The following is an 18,074-nucleotide window of genomic DNA, read 5'->3' on the forward strand; positions in this document are numbered from 1 at the left end:
AGCAGATCCATGGCATTTTTAATGGGTATTGATTTAGGCACCTCAAGCCTGAAGGTGATCATCATTGACACGAAGGGTGTTATACAAGCGGAAAGTTCCAAGGCGTATCAATTTGATTCACCGGTTAACGGATATGCGGAACAGAAAACAGAAGTTTGGTGGTCCGCCTGTTGTGAATGTATCCGGGACGCCCTTTCCCGTTTGAACGCCCCCGCTTCTGAAATACGGGGGATAAGTTTTTCCGGGCAGATGCACGGCGCCGTGCTTCTTGATAAGGATAGGAATGTAATCCGCCCTGCCATACTGCATTGCGATGCCCGGTCCGGCGTAGAGGTACAGAAAATTAACCGGATCTTTACAGAAAAACATCTCAGGGATTCCCAGCTGAATCCGGTATATACGGGCTTTCTTTTAACTTCCCTGGTATGGGTACGGGACAATGAGCCCGAACTGTACGGCCGGGTACGGTATGCTTTTTTGCCGAAGGATTTTTTGAAAATGATGCTCTGCGGGGAACTGAGTACCGATTACTCAGACGCATCGGGCACCCTCGCCTATGACATACAGCATAACTGCTGGTCTAAGGAAGTGCTGAACGCCCTGGATATTCCCCCGGAATTTTTCCCCGAATGTTCCGCTTCGGATCATGTCGCCGGAAGGGTAAGCAAAAAGGCTGCGGAAGCCACGGGCCTTTGGGAAGGGACGGTGGTTGTTAACGGCGGCGCGGATCAGGTCATGCAGGCCGTTGGAAACGGAGCGATACGGCCCGGCCAGGCTACGGTGAACATCGGAACCAGCGGCCAGGTTTGCTTCCAAAGTGACCGGCCGATCCGGAATCCCGGCTTATCTACCAACACCTTCTGTGCCTACCGGAGCGGAGCCTGGATAACCATGGGGGCAACCATGAGCGCCGGCCTGGCCTTCAAATGGTTCAGGAACATCCTCCCTCCGGGGGATTATCGTGCCTTGGATGGGGAAATAGAAAAACTACATCCCGGCAGCGGCGGCCTCCTTTTTTTACCCTACCTAAACGGCGAAAGAACCCCCCATGTAAACCCCAATATAAGCGGTATGTTCATGGGACTTAACCTGAATACCTCGGGAACTCACATGGCCCGGGCGGTTATGGAGGGGGTTACCTATGCGCTGATGCAATGTATCGAAGTTTGCGGTGACCTGGGCTTACAGGCAGGGGAGTTGATCGCCTCAGGCGGAGGGGCGCGGAGCCCGGTTTGGCTGCAAATGCAGGCGGATATCTATAACATTCCGTTAAAAACAACGGTATCGGAAGAACAGGCCTGTATAGGCGCTGCGGCTATGGCCGGCCTTGGTTCCGGTGTTTTTAGTTCCATTGAAGAAGCCTGCGCTGCCTTTGTCCGGTATAAAGACAGGATTTATACTCCAAACCCGGAAAACCATGGCATATATCAGCAATACTATCGCTTGTTTAAAGATGCATACACCGGAAGCCAAAAGACAATACAAAGTCTTACTGAACTTGGGCGGCGCTAATCCAACGGATTTTATCTGACCGGGTACGGGTGGTGAGGGTAAGGATCCGGCGGACGATCTGCTTGCCGCCGGACATAAGGCAAAAATCCTTGACAGCGTTGGTATATACACAGTAGAATGTAATTTAAACATCAATTACTGAACCGGAGAGGTACAGGCCGTATGGAAGTCCAGCAAAGTAACTGCATATTTGAGTGTCAGAGCATTTCAAAAGCCTTCGGCGGTACACAGGCCCTTGAAGATGTCCGGTTGAAGGTTGATAAGGGAGAGGTACACGCCCTTCTGGGGGAAAACGGCGCAGGAAAATCGACTCTGATGAAAATTATTATCGGCTTGTATAAGGCCGATATGGGCGTCATGACCTTTGAGGGGAAGCCCTATAGCGCACGGGGACCTGCGGAAGCTATCAGTTGCGGGATTTCGATGATCCATCAGGAACTGAATCCGGAGCCCTATCTGTCGGTGGCGGAGAGTATTTTTCTTAACCGGGAAGACACGTACTGGAAGACGGGGTTCCTTAACAAAAAGGAAACGGACAAAAAAGCCGTATCGATTCTTGAAAGTTTTAACTTTAACATAAACCCCAGGATGTTGATGGAAGATCTTACCTTGGCGCAGATGCAGATGATCGAGATAATCAAGGCGGTTTCCTGTAATACCCGGCTTATCATCATGGATGAACCTACTTCTTCGCTTGACAGCGAGGAAACCGACCGGCTGTTTCAAACGATTCGTAATTTAAAAGCCCAGGGTGTTTCAGTTATATATATATCCCACCGTATGGAAGAGATTTTTGAAATCTGTGACAGGGTTACTGTTTTTAGAGATGGGAAGTATGTTGATACCAGTTTTGTGAAGGATGTTACAAAGGATGAGCTGATTTCAAAAATGGTCGGCAGGACCTTGAAAAACGTTTTCCCAAAGGTAGAGTGCCCCATTGGCGATGCGGTATTTAAGGTTGAAGGGCTTTCCGGGAAGGGATTCCGGGATATCAGTTTTACGGTCCATGCGGGGGAGATATTGGGTTTTTCCGGCCTGGTCGGTTCCGGACGAAGCGAGACCATGCGGGGAATCTTCGGTCTCGACCCCGTGACGAAGGGTAAGCTATATCTGGATGGGAAAGAGATAATCATCAGGAAACCTACGGACGCCATCAGAAGCGGTATCTGTATGGTCAACGAGGATCGTAAGCTCTTCGGCCTCTGCCTGAGCCGTTCCTTGCGGGAAAATATCTCGCTGCCCAACTTAGAGAACAAACAGAGGAAGATTTTTATAAACAAAAAACGTGAAACCAACGAAACCCGGGAAGCCGCAAAATCCCTTACCGTTAAAGCGGCAAGCATGGAATCCGAAGCCTACTCCCTCAGCGGGGGGAATCAGCAAAAGGTGGTTCTTGCCAAATGGATTATGGCCAAGCCCAAGGTGCTGATCCTGGACGAACCGACCCGTGGGGTTGATGTGGGGGCAAAATCTGAAATCCATGCCCTGATGAGCCAATTCGCGGCGGAGGGCATGGCGATTATCATGATTTCCTCGGAATTGCCGGAGGTTATGGGGATGAGCGATCGTATCATCATATTCCATGAAGGCAGTACCAATGGTGAAGTAGCGCGGAAAGATATCCTGAGCGGAGCGGTTACTCAGGAAGTAATTTTAGCAAAAGAATTCGGGCAATAGGAGAATAAAATGGCAGCGCCTGCGGGTAAAAAAATTTTGGGGATGGATCAAACAGAGTTTAATCTCTTTACCAGGAGATACGGCATTGGTATGGTTATGTTGATTATGATTGTGGGGTTGTCCATAGTTTCCCCCGCTTTCAGGACCAGCGGTAACGTGTTGAGTATTTTGCTGCAAGTCTCTATCAATGGAATTCTTGCCCTGGGCATGGTTTTTGTGATGACCGCCGGGGGAATCGATCTGTCGATTGGCTCCCTGCTTGCGCTGACCAGCTCTATTGTGGGTATGGTATTATTGAGCACCGGGAACATCTTCCTTGCCGTTCTTTCGTCTCTGGCGGCGACAACTTTTTTCGGGTTCATGAACGGCTTTCTGGTAGCCAAGTTTAAGATGTTCCCTTTTGTGGTTACCCTGGCGACTCAGTTGGTGATCCGCGGTATGGCATACCTTGTAAGCGGAGGGTATTCCCACTCTTTGGTGAACGACCAGTTTAAAAAAATCGGTACGGAACGTTTTTTAGGCCTTATTCCATACCCGGTCCTCATTTTGTTGGGGGTAATCATCGTGGCGTATATCATCCTGCACAACACAAAACTGGGCCGGTATATTTACGCAGTTGGGGGCAATATTAACGCCGCCACCGCGTCCGGAGTGAATGTACCATGGACTCAGATAAAGACCTATGTCATTTCCGGCTTCTGCTGCGGGATCGCCGGCATTATTATGACCAGCCGTATCAACGCAGCCCAGCCGAATATCGGCGTTGGGTATGAAACCGATGCTATCGCCGCCTGTGTTATCGGGGGAACCTCATTTGCCGGCGGGGTCGCCACCATACCGGGTACGGTGATTGGCATCATCATCATCGGACTCATTTATAACGGCATGAATCTGATCGGTATCAGTACCTATTGGCAGACTATTATGAAGGGACTTTTGATCATCGGGGCGGTTTTGCTGGATATGATACTAAATAGAAAGCATTAAAATACCCCGGTTCTTTTAGTGGTAAAGTGATACTTATTCTACGTATGTGGATTAAGAAATATTTTTTGGAGGATTATTGAAATGAGAAAAGCTTTGATGGTAATAACCACATTGGTTATGGTACTGGGTTTTGCAACCGGCTGCCGCAAGCAAACACCGCAGGAATCAAGTGGGAAGATAGTTGTTGGGTATATCGCTAAGAATTCCACCGACACTTTCCATTATCCTATTAATACCGCTGCCAAGAGCATTTTGGACGCTTATAAAAAAGAAGGGATCATCAGTGATTGGCACTTCTATGACGGGTTAACCGACCCTGTAACCCAGGTTTCCCTGATGGATACAGCCCTGACTCAAGGGTGTAACTTTATTATTTTCCTGCCCGCAGAAGCGGCCGGAAGCGCTCCTGTTCTTGATAAAGCCAAGGAGCGGAATGTTCCTGTTATAGTGGTCAATTCCACCACCACCAATACTGATGCCCTGGCTACCGCCTATGTGGGTTCAGACGATGTACAGGCCGGTGAAATGATGGCCAAATTTGTGCAGTCCAGGTTCCCCAACGGCGGCGGATACGGGCACATTCAGGGCCCCATCGGTAATTCCGCCCAGCTTGACCGCGGTACCGGTATGCATAATATCCTGGACAAGGATTCTAACTGGAAGCTGCTTGATGAACAGAGCGGTGAATGGCAAGGGGAAAAAGCGGCGCGGTTTGCCGAAGATTGGCGGACAAAGTACGGCGCCCAGCTCAATGCGCTCATTTGCGACAATGACGATATGTCATCCGCTGCCCAGAATGTTATGAACGCCGCCGGACGCAAGGATATTGTGGCTGTTGGTGTTGACGGAAATCCCGGACCTCTCAGTATGGTCAAGAACGGCGAACTTCAGGCCACTATCTACCAGGACGGTGTTGGACAGGTTACCAAGGCGCTTGATCTGTTAAAACAGCTTATCCAGGGCCAGAGTATACCGAAAAGGACCATGGTTGACTTTGTTCTTATTACCAAGGACAACGTAGATCGGTACCAGAAATAGGGTTGAAAAGCGGGGCCGCATGGCGGGTTATCACCGGCTAAGTTCAAGTGCAAAGACTTTGCTATTCCTGTTTTTGTCATAGTTTCGCCGTTTCTTTTCGGGAAGACTGTCAATAGGACATTCCTTGAAGCCCAGGAGTTCAAACCAATCCTGGGTACGGGTGGTGAGGATAAAGACCCGGCGAAGGCCCTGCTTTTTAGCCCTGTCGATGAGATAGCGGACAATGCGCCGTCCCAAGCCCATGTCGGCGTAGGCGGGGTCCGTGGTAAGGGCGGCAATTTCGCCCTGCAATTCGCCCCAGTCGTGGAGGGCGCCGCAGGCGTGGACCGAATCGTCAATCTCAAAAACCGCATAGTCGTCTTTCTTTTCCTGAATATCCTCGGGACGCCGCCGCACCAGAACCCCCTTCTGCATCAGGGGTTCCATGAGCCGGAGTATGTCCGGAATATCCCGGTTCTTTAAGGGCCGAATAGATTCGTAATCGTCGGCGTAGATCATAGTCCCCGCTCCGAGGTTAGAGAAAAGTTCCCGGAGCACGGCCCCCTCTTCCCGGACGTCGATGATATGGACCCGTTCAACCCCGGCCTTTGAAGCCTGAAGGGCCAGCCGTAGTTCATCCAGGGGCTTATTCCCGGCGCCGAAGGAGAGGTTCATCTCAAGAACGGTCTCCGCTTCCTGGGGGGTGAGCCGGACGATGCGGCCATTTTCCCCAAGCTGGATGTTTTCCGGGAAGGCATAGACCGGCGCCCGGATCCCCTGATCCAGGGTGACAATGAAGAGCTTTATCGCCCCCAGGGCGGTGGAGGCAGCCAGAGCAATTTCGTCGCTGGACACGTTGTAGGGCTTTCCTGCGGGGCTCCAGCCTATACAGGGGAGTATGGGGACCATCCCCAGGTTCAGGACCCGGCTTATGGGGTCGGTGAGGATACGGTCCACCCTGCCGGTTTGTTCCATATCAATGCCGCCTTCTACCCCAAGCCCCCTGGCACGAACAAAGTTGCCAATTACCGCGTCAACCCGGCTGATCTTATCGCCGGGCGCCACGGCACTCCCCGCCGCAAGGCCGGTCATAACCTGGGTGGCCACATGGAAGGCCGCCATCTCCACGAAGGGAATCGCCGCAGCCGTGGTAATCCGTGTACTGCCTGAATATTTTGATACGATTCCGTATTCCAGGAGCACCGAGTCGATCCATTCCTTGGCTCCGGGAACAATTACCACCCGGAACCCTGTCTGGGCCAATAGGGCCAGATCCTTCATCAAATAGGGGAAGCCCGGGTCTTCCGTAACGGGATAGTCGATCTTGAAAACCATGGTAGAACTTTCAAAGCGGCTCTGATAATGAAATGCTTCCCTGATAAGGTCCACCTGGGACCATGCCGATTCGGTATTATCCATGATCTTATTTAATACTAAAAGTAAAATTCCTGAAAGGGGGAAAAACTGCCGATAATAACTAAAATACTTGCTTATTCAGAAAAAAAAAGGTTAAACTAACAGTGGATGTTTTTTCGCGACAAGGAGATCCGGTTTTATGGAAAACAGAGAAATCGTTAAATGGAGTCCTTCCCTTTCTATTGGTATCAAGTTAGTTGATGAGCAGCACCAGGGGCTTATCAGGCTGACCAATGAGCTTTTTTTGAGCTGTCTCAAGGGGGGTGATGTTGCCAACGCCCGGTTCCTCAAAACCATCCGTGAAACGGTTCAGTATGTGCAGCTCCATTTTGCTACCGAAGAGGCCATTCAGAAGCGAATCAATTACCCGGAGTATGCCACCCATAAAAAACAGCATGAATCCTTTGTTAAGGAAGTCCTCCTTACGGTCGCGGAATTCAACTCCGGGAAGAAATTTCTTCCCAATAAATTTGCCATGTACCTGCGGGACTGGGTTTTGACCCATATAGCCGTATCCGACAAGAAACTCGGCGAATATATCCAGAACATGAGGAAAAAGTCCGCACAGGCCGCTGCTGCGCGGGGAACTGCGGTCCGTACCTGAGCTAAAAGCCTCCCGGATCTTTCGTTTTTCCCTTAATACCTCCTTCAAGGCCCTTCATTTTCTTGCTTTTATCGGCTTTTTTTACGATATTTGGTATATGTCTGAACAAAGTGTGGTGCCCATAGATCAACTCCTCCCTAATAAACTTTCCCTGGTGGCGCTTATGGGGCGTCCTATTTTTCCGGGGATCTTTACCCCCATCATGATCGGCAATCCTGCGGACGTGAAGGTAATTGACGACGCGGTGGCCGGGGATGGCCTCATCGGTCTGGTGATGCTGATGAACGAGACCGATACCCCTACCATAAAGGATCTCTACAAGGTAGGGACCGCCGCCAAGATCGTTAAGAAGATCAACCTTCCCGATGGCGGGGTGAATATCTTCATCTCCACCCTGAAACGTTTCAAGGTCAGAAAAACCCTGAACGAGACAAACCCCATTGTTGCCGCAGTAACTTATATGGAAGATGAAGAGGACGATACCAACGAAGTTAAGGCCCTGACCCGGGCTTTGATCAGTGAGATGAAGCAAATCTCCGAGAATAACCCCCTCTTTTCCGAAGAAATGCGGCTTAATATGATCAACATCGATCATCCCGGCAAGATCGCTGATTTTATCGCCAGTATTCTCAATATCGACAAAACGGAGCAGCAAAAGATCCTGGAGATCCTCAATGTCCGCAAGCGGATGGAGCAGGTTCTGGTTTTTATTAAAAAAGAGCAGGAACTGCTGCGGATTCAGAAGAAAATTCAGAAGGAAATCAACGAAAAAATCGAAAAATCCCAGCGGGAGTACTTCCTCAAGGAGGAACTCAAGGCAATTAAGACCGAATTGGGGATGACCACCGACGCCAAGAGTTCCGAATACCAGCGTTTTAAGGATAAGGCCGACGAGTTTAAGTTTGAAGGCGAAATTAAGGAGACCGTGGACCAGGAACTGGAGAAATTCAGCCTCATGGATCCCAATTCCAGCGAATTTATCGTAACCCGTAACTATTTGGACGTGATCGTAAATCTACCCTGGAAGGATCCCGAACAGGAACATCTGGAACTAAGTAAGGCCAGGGATATCCTGGAGGAGGACCATTACGGCCTTAAGGATGTAAAGAGCCGCATCGTGGAATACCTGGCGGTTCGCAAACTCCGCGGAGCTAACTCGGGGAAGGGCGGTCCCGCGGGTTCCATTGTATGCCTGGTGGGACCGCCGGGGGTGGGGAAAACCTCGGTGGGCAGGTCCATAGCCCGGTCCCTGGGGAAGCAGTTCTTCCGCTTCTCCGTTGGGGGTATGCGGGACGAGGCGGAAATCAAGGGCCATCGCCGTACGTATATAGGCGCCATGCCGGGGAAGATCATCCAGGGGCTTAAGATCGTCAAGACCAAGGACCCGGTGTTCATGATCGACGAGATCGACAAGATGGGGGCCAGCTATCAGGGGGACCCCGCCAGCGCGCTTTTGGAAGTGCTGGACCCGGAGCAGAACAACAGTTTCCGGGATCATTATCTGGATCTTCCCTTTGATATTTCCCGGATATTTTTTATTGTTACCGCCAATACCCTGGATACTATTCCGCCGCCCCTGGTGGACCGTATGGAGATCATCCAGCTGCCGGGGTACATTGATACGGAAAAACTGGAGATTGCCAAACGGTACCTGGTACCCAAGAGCCTTACGAAAAACGGCCTTAAGAAAAACCAGGTTTCCTACAACCGGGAATCCCTGCTCTATATCGCCAACGGCTATGCCCGGGAGGCAGGGGTGCGGAACTTCGAGAAAAACCTGGACAAGATACACCGGAAACTGGCAAAGGAGATTGTCGAAAAGCGTGAAGAGGGGGGGGCTGACGGAGTGGATAAAAATCCGGGACCCGTTAAATTTACCCTTGATAAAAAACTTATCGAAGTACATTTGGGCAAGCCTATTTTCCCCGAGGAAGTTACGAAACGGGCCGACCGGCCGGGTATGTCCGTGGGGCTTGCCTGGACCAGTATGGGAGGGGATACCCTGGTGATAGAGGCCATTTCCGTGCCCGGCAAGGAGGGGCTTACCCTCACCGGTAAAATGGGGGACACCATGAAGGAGTCCGCCACCATCGCCATGAACCTGGCCCGCAAGATGGGGGCCGAACGTTATGGGATTCCCAACGAGTGGTTCGAGAAAAACCACATCCACCTCCATATTCCCGAAGGCGCCACCCCAAAGGATGGGCCTTCCGCAGGGATTACCATGGCTACCGCCCTGCTTTCCCTGATACGGAACCAGACCATCACCGACCGGCTGGTGATGACCGGGGAGCTAAGCCTTACCGGCCAGGTATTACCCATTGGGGGGCTTAAGGAAAAGACTATCGCCGCCCAACGCAATAAGGCCCGGCATATCATTATCCCCAAGCAGAACCTGCGGGATCTGGACGAAATACCCGAGCACGTAAAGAAGGGCATCACCTTCCACCCGGTGGAACGGTTCGACGAGGTACTTGCCCTGGCTTTGCCGAATTAAGCTATGTATATCCACCCAAAGCTGGCGGCTTTTACCAAGACCTTGGAAGCCCTGTTCCTGGACGTGGACGAGTTTTTGGAGGACGAGTGGGGTGATAGTTTTTCCCTGCACCCCAACCGGCCCGGGCGGGGGCAAACCGCCAACCCGGAAATGGACGGCCTTTACAATGTAGGCCCGGATTTTACCCCCGGTCTGGGTTCCGAAAAGGGGAGGGGCTACGTCATCTCCCTCAAAGCCGCGACCCTGGATAGGGTAACGCCGGAACAGTTTGAATTTCTCATGGAAGAGGCGGCTATACTGATACAAAAGAAACTTCCTGAATATTTTCCGGATCGTAAACTTGACGTAGTCCGGGACGGGAAGCGGTTTAAGATAATTGGGGACTTTTCTTTAGGTGAAGTATAGTGTATAATAATCAAGGGAATATTTTATGAAATCTTTTGTATTTTTAATAATCCTAGGCTTCGCCATATCCTTCGCCCCGGCGGCGCAAAGCTGGGGTACAGGCTCCGGTTCCCAGAGCCTGGGGGCGGATGTTTCCGGCGCTTTTTCCCAGATGGAGAATGCCCTTGCCCAGCGCGATGAAGATATATCTTCCCAGGACGCCTATTTCCTTGGCAGGGCGGTGGCGGCGAATATCCTTTCCCGGTACGGGCTATACACCGGGAAGCCCGCGCTAACCCAATATCTGAACCAAATCTGCACCGCCATAACGATCAATTCCCCTATGCCGGAAATTTACGGCGGGTATCACGTGAGCATCCTCGATTCCCCGGATCTGAACGCTTTTGCCACCACCGGGGGTCATATTTTTATGTGCCGGGGTTTGCTGGAAGCGGTCACCACCGAAGATGCCCTGGCGGCGGTTCTGGCTCACGAAATTGCCCACATCCAGCTTAAACACAGTGATCAGATCATTAAAAATATGCGGCTGACCCAGGCTCTTACCGATGTGGCTCAAAGGGCTAGCGACATTGCCGTTCGGGAAGCCGGTCTGAGCGAGCGGGAAGTTCTTTTTACTAATTATGTCAGGGAAATGGTTAACACTCTGGTTGTAAACGGCTATTCCCGGGATACGGAATTCCAAGCGGATAGCTACGCATTAACCCTGCTGGCCTTGGCGGGCTATTCCCCCGCGAGCCTTGTCGAAGTTTTAACGCTTCTGCAAAGAACCGCAGGAGCCGGTGGTTACAACGGCACCCATCCTTCGCCGGCCCAGCGTATCAACAATGTCCGGGGCGCACTTCCGCAATACCGGGTTCAGGATACCAGTTCTTCCCGCTCTTCCCGCTTTGCAGGTTCCGTTAGATAACGGGAACTTATACCCCGCCTTGTAAATAGTTCTTGGCAACCGGGTCTTCCGGTTCCAGTTCCAGCACCGTACGAAAGAAGGCCGCGGCTTCGTCATCATCCCCATTCCGCAGGGCCAGTACCCCCAGGTTTGAGATAATTTTTACGTTTTCCGGTTCTTCCCGGAGGGCCGTCTCCAGCTGTTTCCGCGCCTCTTTGAACTTACCCTGTTCCATAAGGCAGATGGCCAGCTCGTTCCTGGTATCGCTATTGTCCCCGCCCAGTTCAATCGCCTCGGTAAAGGCTACTGCGGCATCGTTCCAGCGGGAAAGACGACGGAGCCCCCATCCCAGGATGAACCAGCCATTCCAAACCCGGGGATGCTGCTCCAGGAAGACCCGGATCTTTTCCAGCCCCTTCTGTTCTTCCCCCAGGCGAATATTATCGTAGGCTGTCCGGAATATTTCGTCATCCAGGCTCCGGCTTTCAATTTCCCGGACTATTTCCCGGGCCTTGTCCCGCTTATCCCTGGGAAGCAGTACGGGTTCCGGGTCTTCTTCCAGGGCGAGGTAGGCGGACAAGCAGTCCCGGGCCTTAAGGAAATTCTGGCGTTTCATATAGAAAAACCCCGCGTTAAAAAGCCCATCCGGAAAGGGCGGGTTCAGGGCAATGATATCCTTATATGCCTGATGGGCCGGCTCGAATTCCGCCTCCGCCTCTTCTTCCCGGCCGGATCGTTCCAAAGCGCTTGCCCGGTTTTCCAGGATAAGCGCTGTATTGAGCAGTACCGAGGGCGCTGCGGGGAAAAGCCCCCTCAGGGCGCCGATAATTTCCAGGGCCATGTCATAATCACCATTCCGGGCCTTGAGGATCGCCGCCTCGGTAAATTCTTCCAGGATATCCGGTTTTACCGCCAGGACAAAATGACGGTAGTAGTCCGCATCCTCGGCGCTCACCGTTTCGCCTTCCTGGGCAGAGTCCGCTCCTTGCAACGCGGTTTCCCGCGCAACAACCCGGATCATCCCGGAGAGGATCATCTCCCAGGAAAGCTGCTCCAAATCCAGGCTGCTTTCCCCGGGCGGCAATTCCACCGGAATAGGTATGGCCGGGTCGATAGAAAAGCCGGACCCCGAATCCTCTTCTTCTTCGTGTTCGTCATGCTCAGCTTCGTGATCATGGTGGTGATGTCCATGGGCCATGGACTCAAACTGGCCCCTCAAGGACTCGGGGACCGATAAAAATACGATATTATTTCTTGTCGTTTCCATCTTATTTAGCAGACACCGGCGGAGTTGGCGTGGCTGCCGGGGGTGTCTGTTCGCCCAGAGTATTATCCGGCCGGTTATCCGCCCGCACCACGCTGAGAAAGTCGTTCAGCCGTACCTTATAGCCCATGGGGATCGTCCCTTCGTCGAAGATTATCGCCAGGGCTATCAGTTCCTTCCGGCCCTCCACCGTTTCCGCCCGGACAAACTTCCCCCGGACAAGGAAACTCTCCCGGGGGTCGTCAAAATCCAGCCTAAGGGCGGTATCCCGGTCCACCAGGAACTTCGCCACCCCCATCATGATGATCTTGGCCCCGGAAAAGGAAATATCCCGGAGTATACAGCGCCGGGGCACCCCCTCGATAAAGGCAGCGGTGTCTTTAGAGAGGATCTTCAGTTTTCGCAGGGAATCGGCGGTTAGAAGGACCCGCTCATCCTTCCGTTTTGAGGAATTAATATTAGCGTCCAGAACCCGCCCCATAATTTCGATTAAATCGTCCGGCGGCCTCTGGGTAAACTGGAGGTTAAACAGCGCGGTATCCGTAGAGCCCCCATAAGCGTTATAACCCGCTACCCGGGCGGACACAAAGAAGGTTACCGGCTGGCCCTTGTCGGGACTCCTGAAGCTTAACCGGAGACTTATGGAGTTGTTTGCCTGCTGCAGCTTATCGGTAATGCCCGATTTGATGTTAGCCACCACCTTCGCCCCCCCAAAGGAGGACGAATATACCACGCAGGGCCAGAAATCCCCCACGCACTTGATCAATACTTGCTGGGTAATCAGACCGGTAACCTGGATGATTTCTTTTGTAAAGGTTACGTCTATACCCTTATACCGATCATAGTAGCTCGCTATTTTCTGCTTAGTAAGTACACTCATTGCTCCTATAACTATAGAGTGGTTTTGGGTATACGTCAATTAAGGACTTGTAAAACCGGGACAATTCCCGAAGGTAAAGGAACCAGAACCTTAGTTAATGATACTGTTTTTATAAACAAGCTAAAGGATATTGCAGAAAAATCAATCTGGGGATGATAAGACCCTAGGCCCTATCCATCCTGCTAAGCAGTACAAGATCCGCCAGCACCAGCGCTGTCATTGCCTCTACTACCGGTACCGCCCGGGGGCAGACGCATACATCGTGGCGGCCCTCTATGATCAGCTCCCGGATGTTTCCCTGACGATCCACGGTTTCCTGCTTTTTCGCAATTGATGGGACCGGTTTAAAGGCCACGGTGAATTCCAGGGGCATGCCCGTGGATATGCCGCCAAGTACGCCCCCTGCGTTATTGGCGGCGTATTCCAGATCCGGTACCCCCGGCGGCAGGGTATGGGTACTTCCCGCAGTACGGCGGCCCGGTATGGGGCGGTCATTGTTGGCAGAGCCCTGCGTATAGGCGGCGTCGAAGCCGGAGCCGAACTCAATGCCCTTGGCGGCTCCCAGGGACAGCATGGCGGCGGCAAGGCGGGCATCCAGCTTTCCGAAGACCGGTTCCCCCAGGCCCGGTTTAAGCCCCGTGACCCGGCAAGAGACTGTTCCACCGGCGCTGTCGCCTTCGTTCCGGAGGCGTTCAGCTTTTTGTAGAACCAGTTCCGATAGTTCCCGGCTGGGGAAACGCAGGGGGTTTTTTTCAACTTCGTCAAAATCAAAATTTGGTTCCCCGAATAGGGGGGCGTCAATTCCTGCGGCGGAGGAAGTCCAGCCCCGGATGGTAACACCCTGTACGCGCAGGAAGGCTTTGGCAATGGCTCCGGCTGCAACACGGCCCAGGGTTTCCCGGGCGGAACTGCGGCCGCCTCCCCGGTGGTCCCGAAAACCGTATTTGGCCTCCCAGGTCCAGTCGGCGTGCCCGGGCCGGTATAGGTCTTTGAGCTTGTCGTAATCCCCTGAACGCTGGTTGGTGTTCCGCACCAGTATGGCGATAGGGGTTCCCAGGGTTTTCCCTTCAAAGATTCCGGAGAGGATTTCCGGGACATCCGCTTCGGAACGGGTAGTGGAAGGGCCCCCTCCGCCGGGGCGGCGTCGATTGAGTTCCCGGCCTATATCCTCAATATCCAGGGGAAGTCCCGCCGGACAACCGTCCACAATGCAGCCCAAACCGGGACCATGGGATTCTCCAAAGGTAGTTACCCTAAATATTGTGCCGCTGCTATTTCCCGCCATACTCCCTATCCTTATTGTAACACTTATAGAAAGGATACTATAATAAAAGTATCTATGAATATATGTATTGATACCCATACCCATTCGGTGACTTCCGGCCATGCCTACTCCACCATTGATGATCTTGCCCGGGGCGCACGGAAACGGCGGCTTAAGGGCTTTGTCCTAACCGATCACGGCCCCGCCATGCCCGGGGGACCGGTGTCTTACCACTTCGCTAACCTGCGGATTATCCCCAAGAAGATCCAGGGGGTTTTTTTCTTTACAGGGGTGGAAACCAATATCATGAATGCTGAGGGCGGCATTGACCTTGCTACGAAGTACTGTAAACGTCTTGACTTTGTCATGACCGGTTTCCATGAGATATGTTTTGGTTCCCAGGGCAGGGAAGCAAATACTAAAACCCTGATCGCCGCTCTGGCTAACCCCCTGGTGGACGGAATTTCCCACCCCGGGAACACTATGTTTCCCATTGATATTGAGGAAGTGGTGAAGGCGGCGGCAAAATACGGCAAGGCCCTGGAGATCAACAACAGCTCTTTCCGGATCAGGCCGGGCTGCGAAGAAAATTGCCGTGCGGTGGCGGAATTGTCTAAACAATACGGAAGCTTCCTCAGTGTCGGCAGCGACTCCCACTACTGGGCAGATGTGGGTAACTTTACTAAGGCCAGGACCATTTTAAAAGCAGTAGCTTTTCCCCCGGAATTGGTTATCAACAGTTCCCTGGAACGGTTCCGGGCATTTGTCGAAAAGCGGCGGGCTGCTCGGGCAGAGGTACTGTAAATAATTACAGCTGTACCCGCCAGGAAACACCCAAGTCCCAGTCCTCCGGAAAATCAGCGCTGCTTGCCTTTATGCTGAACCTTCCCCATTTTCCACGGGCGGTGATCGATGCACTTGTTTCTGCCTGGGTTTTTCCGTTCTTTTTAATTTTATACCCCAGTTTTGTTCCGAATTGAAGGAACGTTAAAGTATAAGAAGTCTCGCCGCTGATCTTGGCGGAGCCGAATGTATATTGATCGGTATAAATGCCGTCGAGGCTGCCCTGGAAAACAAGGGGTATTTCCCAGAATCGAAACCCCGCAAGGATATCGATACTGTCCGCTATTTTTTCCAGATCCGAAGCATCCCGGTTTAAGGTCAAGGAAGCCCGGGATGGCCAGAACAGGTGTGTGGATTTTACGGGGGCCGTGGGGAAGTGGTAATAGAAAAGGGCGGAGCCTTTATAAAACCGGTCCCCGATACCGGCTGCCCGGACCGTACCGTTTACCCTGAACAGGCTGCTCCTTTTCCCCCGCCGCTCAAGCCGGGCGGCTGCCCTGAACCCAGCCCCGGTGGCGCCGCCATCCCTGCCCACATAACGGCTCCCCGCTGCATCCGCCGCCAGGGAAAGCCGCCAGGGCCGGTCCCCGATACGGAACGCCAGGTTTCCATACAGGTCTTCGCCGTAGGCAAAGGTTTGGGACCAGGATATGTCGGCGGCGGCGGCAAAGATGGGGTTATTAAAGAAAATAGTCCCCGCCAGAATATCCGAGTCCCGTTCAGGCAGGGGAGGGGTTTCGGAAAACCAGGCGGAGGGTGATTTTGACGGCAGATGGCTGCGGGTATAAAATCCTTCAAACATCAGGGCGGATTTTTTCGTAAACCGGGCCTCAAAGCCCCCGTCAAAGGCAGCCTGGTTTTCAGCGTCCAAGAGTACCGAGCCAAAACCCCGTACCGGGCCAATCCAGGGGACTGTAATCTCAGGACTTCCTAACCAGAGATAGCTCCCCGGTTCTTTTGTTGAGGACGGTTCGGTAAGCAAGTCGCTTATGGCGCCCTGGTGTTGCTCCGCAAAGGGTATGCCCCGATTCCAGACATTTTTGATCCGTGCAGGAAGTCCCCCCTCATCCAGGATCCCCCAAAGGAGCCGGGACCCCGTGGTATCATGATAGAGTCCCGCCGCAAAGGCGGTATTGCCCTGCTCAAACCCATCTCCGGGAGGACTGGGCCGCTTGTCCGTCACCTGTGCCCGCAGGGTTAGAGCCGGCTTATGAGCCCGTAAGCGGATATCCCCCCGGTTGATCATGTTCCCGTCATAAGCCCAGGACCCGGACCAGAGAAGATCCGTAGAAAAAAGCCCCGGTATGCCAAAGCCCATGGGAAGAATACCGGGGACTGGGTAGAACAGTAATAGGGCTGCCAAGGGGAACCGTATAAAAAAATGAAATTTTCGCACCATACCCTATTGAGGGATCCGGGGCGAAAATTGCTTTAGGTGCGATAAAAAAAAGTACTATTTTTTGGTATTAACCGGTAAAGATAGGGCCCCGGCGTAAGCTTGTTTTATTTCAAACAAACCGCTTCCGCTAAATTAAGCCCCCCTGCGCGGATCTCCACATTTTCCTGCCGTAACGAATCAACCACCCTGTTGTCGGAATAATAGGTGATCGTATAGGAATAAATCCCGGGATCAAGGGTAATACCCCCCACATAAGCTTTGGCGGGGAAATACCGGGATATTCGCAGATCCGCCTTTTCGCTGGCCTCCGCGAATATCTGGGTGCCAAGGCTCAGTATCCCCAGAACAAGGGCGGTTCCACCCTCTGTCCGTTCGGAACCGGCGTCCAGAACCGAGGATGTAACTCCCTTTACTGTCCCCCGGATAACCGATTTCAGATAAGCCAGATTGGCTCTTCCCTTAAAGGTTTCTTTGGCAATCGCCTCTATATCCTCCAGAAGTTCCAGACTAAAGGATTCTCCGGAATCAAAACGAACAGTAATTCTGTTCACCGCCGAGGGGCGAAAGACCAGGACGGGCAGGGCGATCTTTATATACCGGGCATTGGGAATAAAGATACGGAGGGTCTCCTCTTCCTTAACCGGCGCCGACCCGCTAAAGCCAATCACATTGAACCGTGCCTTGCCTTCGGGAATATTGAGTTCTCCATCAAGAGAATGTGGCAGCGGATAGGTATATACCGAAGGGGCATTGGCAAAGGCAACTTTTATTTGGTCCCGGTCAATCCTGGCATCGTCGTAGTTTCCGTTTCCCCGGTAGAAAAGCATCCCCAGGTAACGGGCCAGGGCTGAATTAGTAAAGGTGGTTTTCCCCGCCGCTTGGTTGGGCGGTATTTCAGCGGAATTTTCCAGGGCTTTTTTCTGCATGTTGTCCACAATAATCCCGTACTTAGAAGAGAGAAACTGCAGCTTATTATTCATCCGCCGGATTTCTACCATTGCATCCTCAAGCTCATTCTCGTGGTAATAATTGAGGGCATTAAAGGTGTTGATAAAGACATCCTCGTAATCCTCCCCGGCATATTCCTGGGTAGTATCGTTGAGAAGATAGGTGCCTATTTCCATGGTGATACTTTTGGTATAGGCGGCTTCAATAGCCCGTTCCCCTGCCTGGAGCAGCTCTGTGGACCGGCGGTACTCCAAGTCATAGTGGTTGAGCATTCCCGTATCAAGGTAATAGAGGATCGCATCCTTGTCCCGGTATAATTTCTTTTTGTCCTTTTCGATAAGCTCTAAACCTTCCCGGTACTTCCCTCTAGAAACGCGGTTATCAACCTTTGCGTAGGGATTCCCCGAGGCACATGAAAACAACATGAGACATAAAACAGTGAGCAGTACGCCAAGCTTCAGTTTCTTCATGTGGT

General features: G+C 52.4%; 15 protein-coding genes. 9 read left to right on the forward strand and 6 right to left on the reverse strand.

Translation table 11 applies throughout. The features are described 5' to 3' along the window. Positions 1-9: 9 nt before the first annotated feature. The 4 genes from xylB to LQZ19_RS04835 all read left to right on the forward strand — a co-directional run bounded on the left by xylB (position 10) and on the right by LQZ19_RS04835 (position 5,214). A complete protein-coding gene (gene xylB, locus LQZ19_RS04820) occupies positions 10-1,512 on the forward strand; it encodes a xylulokinase (RefSeq protein ID WP_411046524.1) in 1,503 nt (500 codons plus the stop codon). Positions 1,513-1,674: 162 nt separating this feature from the next. Beyond that, positions 1,675-3,189, forward strand: coding sequence for a sugar ABC transporter ATP-binding protein (locus tag LQZ19_RS04825; RefSeq protein WP_411046525.1), 1,515 nt, complete (start codon positions 1,675-1,677; stop codon positions 3,187-3,189). 9 nt (positions 3,190-3,198) lie between these two features. Then, the gene (locus LQZ19_RS04830) at positions 3,199-4,176 is read left to right on the forward strand and encodes an ABC transporter permease (protein ID WP_411046526.1); all 978 of its coding nucleotides are present in this window, start codon (positions 3,199-3,201) and stop codon (positions 4,174-4,176) included. An 81-nt stretch (positions 4,177-4,257) separates the two neighbouring features. After that, the gene (locus tag LQZ19_RS04835; RefSeq protein ID WP_411046527.1) at positions 4,258-5,214 is read left to right on the forward strand and encodes a substrate-binding domain-containing protein; all 957 of its coding nucleotides are present in this window, start codon (positions 4,258-4,260) and stop codon (positions 5,212-5,214) included. Positions 5,215-5,244: 30 nt separating this feature from the next. On the opposite strand, the gene argA is transcribed toward LQZ19_RS04835, so the two are convergent. Next, complete coding sequence (gene argA, locus LQZ19_RS04840; RefSeq protein WP_411046528.1) at positions 5,245-6,612, reverse strand: amino-acid N-acetyltransferase; 1,368 nt, start codon at positions 6,610-6,612, stop codon at positions 5,245-5,247. 136 nt (positions 6,613-6,748) lie between these two features. Here argA and LQZ19_RS04845 point away from each other — a divergent pair, with 136 nt between their 5' ends. The 4 genes from LQZ19_RS04845 (at position 6,749) to LQZ19_RS04860 (ending at position 11,022) form a co-directional block, all read left to right on the forward strand. Then, positions 6,749-7,213, forward strand: a complete 465-nt coding sequence (locus tag LQZ19_RS04845) for a bacteriohemerythrin (protein ID WP_411046529.1) — start codon at positions 6,749-6,751, stop codon at positions 7,211-7,213. Positions 7,214-7,310: 97 nt separating this feature from the next. Further along, positions 7,311-9,710 (forward strand): endopeptidase La, encoded by a 2,400-nt coding sequence (lon, locus tag LQZ19_RS04850; RefSeq protein WP_411046530.1) that lies wholly within the window; start codon positions 7,311-7,313, stop codon positions 9,708-9,710. A 3-nt stretch (positions 9,711-9,713) separates the two neighbouring features. Beyond that, on the forward strand, positions 9,714-10,115 hold the full coding sequence (locus LQZ19_RS04855) for a hypothetical protein (RefSeq protein ID WP_411046531.1): 402 nt from the start codon (positions 9,714-9,716) through the stop codon (positions 10,113-10,115). A gap of 25 nt (positions 10,116-10,140) precedes the next feature. Then, positions 10,141-11,022, forward strand: coding sequence for a M48 family metalloprotease (locus tag LQZ19_RS04860; RefSeq protein ID WP_411046532.1), 882 nt, complete (start codon positions 10,141-10,143; stop codon positions 11,020-11,022). A gap of 7 nt (positions 11,023-11,029) precedes the next feature. Here the strand turns inward: LQZ19_RS04860 and LQZ19_RS04865 are convergent, their stop codons facing one another. From LQZ19_RS04865 to aroC, 3 genes are all read right to left on the reverse strand, one after another. Next, positions 11,030-12,268: a tetratricopeptide repeat protein gene (locus LQZ19_RS04865; protein WP_411046533.1), complete on the reverse strand. Its 1,239-nt coding sequence runs from the start codon at positions 12,266-12,268 to the stop codon at positions 11,030-11,032. 1 nt (position 12,269) lies between these two features. Beyond that, the gene (locus LQZ19_RS04870; RefSeq protein ID WP_411046534.1) at positions 12,270-13,145 is read right to left on the reverse strand and encodes a PilZN3 domain-containing protein; all 876 of its coding nucleotides are present in this window, start codon (positions 13,143-13,145) and stop codon (positions 12,270-12,272) included. A gap of 163 nt (positions 13,146-13,308) precedes the next feature. Continuing rightward, positions 13,309-14,430, reverse strand: a complete 1,122-nt coding sequence (gene aroC / locus LQZ19_RS04875) for a chorismate synthase (RefSeq protein WP_411046535.1) — start codon at positions 14,428-14,430, stop codon at positions 13,309-13,311. A 54-nt stretch (positions 14,431-14,484) separates the two neighbouring features. On the opposite strand from aroC, the gene LQZ19_RS04880 reads away from it, so the two are divergent. Then, positions 14,485-15,213, forward strand: coding sequence for a phosphatase (locus LQZ19_RS04880; protein ID WP_411046536.1), 729 nt, complete (start codon positions 14,485-14,487; stop codon positions 15,211-15,213). Positions 15,214-15,217: 4 nt separating this feature from the next. On the opposite strand, the gene LQZ19_RS04885 is transcribed toward LQZ19_RS04880, so the two are convergent. Together LQZ19_RS04885 and LQZ19_RS04890 are read right to left on the reverse strand one after the other, a co-directional pair. Next, on the reverse strand, positions 15,218-16,615 hold the full coding sequence (locus LQZ19_RS04885) for a hypothetical protein (RefSeq protein WP_411046537.1): 1,398 nt from the start codon (positions 16,613-16,615) through the stop codon (positions 15,218-15,220). Positions 16,616-16,755: 140 nt separating this feature from the next. After that, positions 16,756-18,069 (reverse strand): COG3014 family protein, encoded by a 1,314-nt coding sequence (locus tag LQZ19_RS04890; protein WP_411046538.1) that lies wholly within the window; start codon positions 18,067-18,069, stop codon positions 16,756-16,758. Positions 18,070-18,074: the final 5 nt, after the last annotated feature.

This window comes from Treponema primitia, assembly GCF_046533075.1.
Classification (GTDB): domain Bacteria; phylum Spirochaetota; class Spirochaetia; order Treponematales; family Breznakiellaceae; genus Termitinema; species Termitinema primitia_B.

Excerpts from the sequence above, each read along its gene's own strand:
- xylB (WP_411046524.1), top strand. The coding sequence starts at position 10 with ATGGCATTTTTAATGGGTATTGATTTAGGCACCTCAAGCCTGAAGGTG.
- LQZ19_RS04825 (WP_411046525.1), top strand. The coding sequence starts at position 1,675 with ATGGAAGTCCAGCAAAGTAACTGCATATTTGAGTGTCAGAGCATTTCA.
- LQZ19_RS04830 (WP_411046526.1), top strand. The coding sequence starts at position 3,199 with ATGGCAGCGCCTGCGGGTAAAAAAATTTTGGGGATGGATCAAACAGAG.
- LQZ19_RS04835 (WP_411046527.1), top strand. The coding sequence starts at position 4,258 with ATGAGAAAAGCTTTGATGGTAATAACCACATTGGTTATGGTACTGGGT.
- argA (WP_411046528.1), bottom strand. The coding sequence starts at position 6,612 with ATGGATAATACCGAATCGGCATGGTCCCAGGTGGACCTTATCAGGGAA.
- LQZ19_RS04845 (WP_411046529.1), top strand. The coding sequence starts at position 6,749 with ATGGAAAACAGAGAAATCGTTAAATGGAGTCCTTCCCTTTCTATTGGT.
- lon (WP_411046530.1), top strand. The coding sequence starts at position 7,311 with ATGTCTGAACAAAGTGTGGTGCCCATAGATCAACTCCTCCCTAATAAA.
- LQZ19_RS04855 (WP_411046531.1), top strand. The coding sequence starts at position 9,714 with ATGTATATCCACCCAAAGCTGGCGGCTTTTACCAAGACCTTGGAAGCC.
- LQZ19_RS04860 (WP_411046532.1), top strand. The coding sequence starts at position 10,141 with ATGAAATCTTTTGTATTTTTAATAATCCTAGGCTTCGCCATATCCTTC.
- LQZ19_RS04865 (WP_411046533.1), bottom strand. The coding sequence starts at position 12,268 with ATGGAAACGACAAGAAATAATATCGTATTTTTATCGGTCCCCGAGTCC.
- LQZ19_RS04870 (WP_411046534.1), bottom strand. The coding sequence starts at position 13,145 with ATGAGTGTACTTACTAAGCAGAAAATAGCGAGCTACTATGATCGGTAT.
- aroC (WP_411046535.1), bottom strand. The coding sequence starts at position 14,430 with ATGGCGGGAAATAGCAGCGGCACAATATTTAGGGTAACTACCTTTGGA.
- LQZ19_RS04880 (WP_411046536.1), top strand. The coding sequence starts at position 14,485 with ATGAATATATGTATTGATACCCATACCCATTCGGTGACTTCCGGCCAT.
- LQZ19_RS04890 (WP_411046538.1), bottom strand. The coding sequence starts at position 18,069 with ATGAAGAAACTGAAGCTTGGCGTACTGCTCACTGTTTTATGTCTCATG.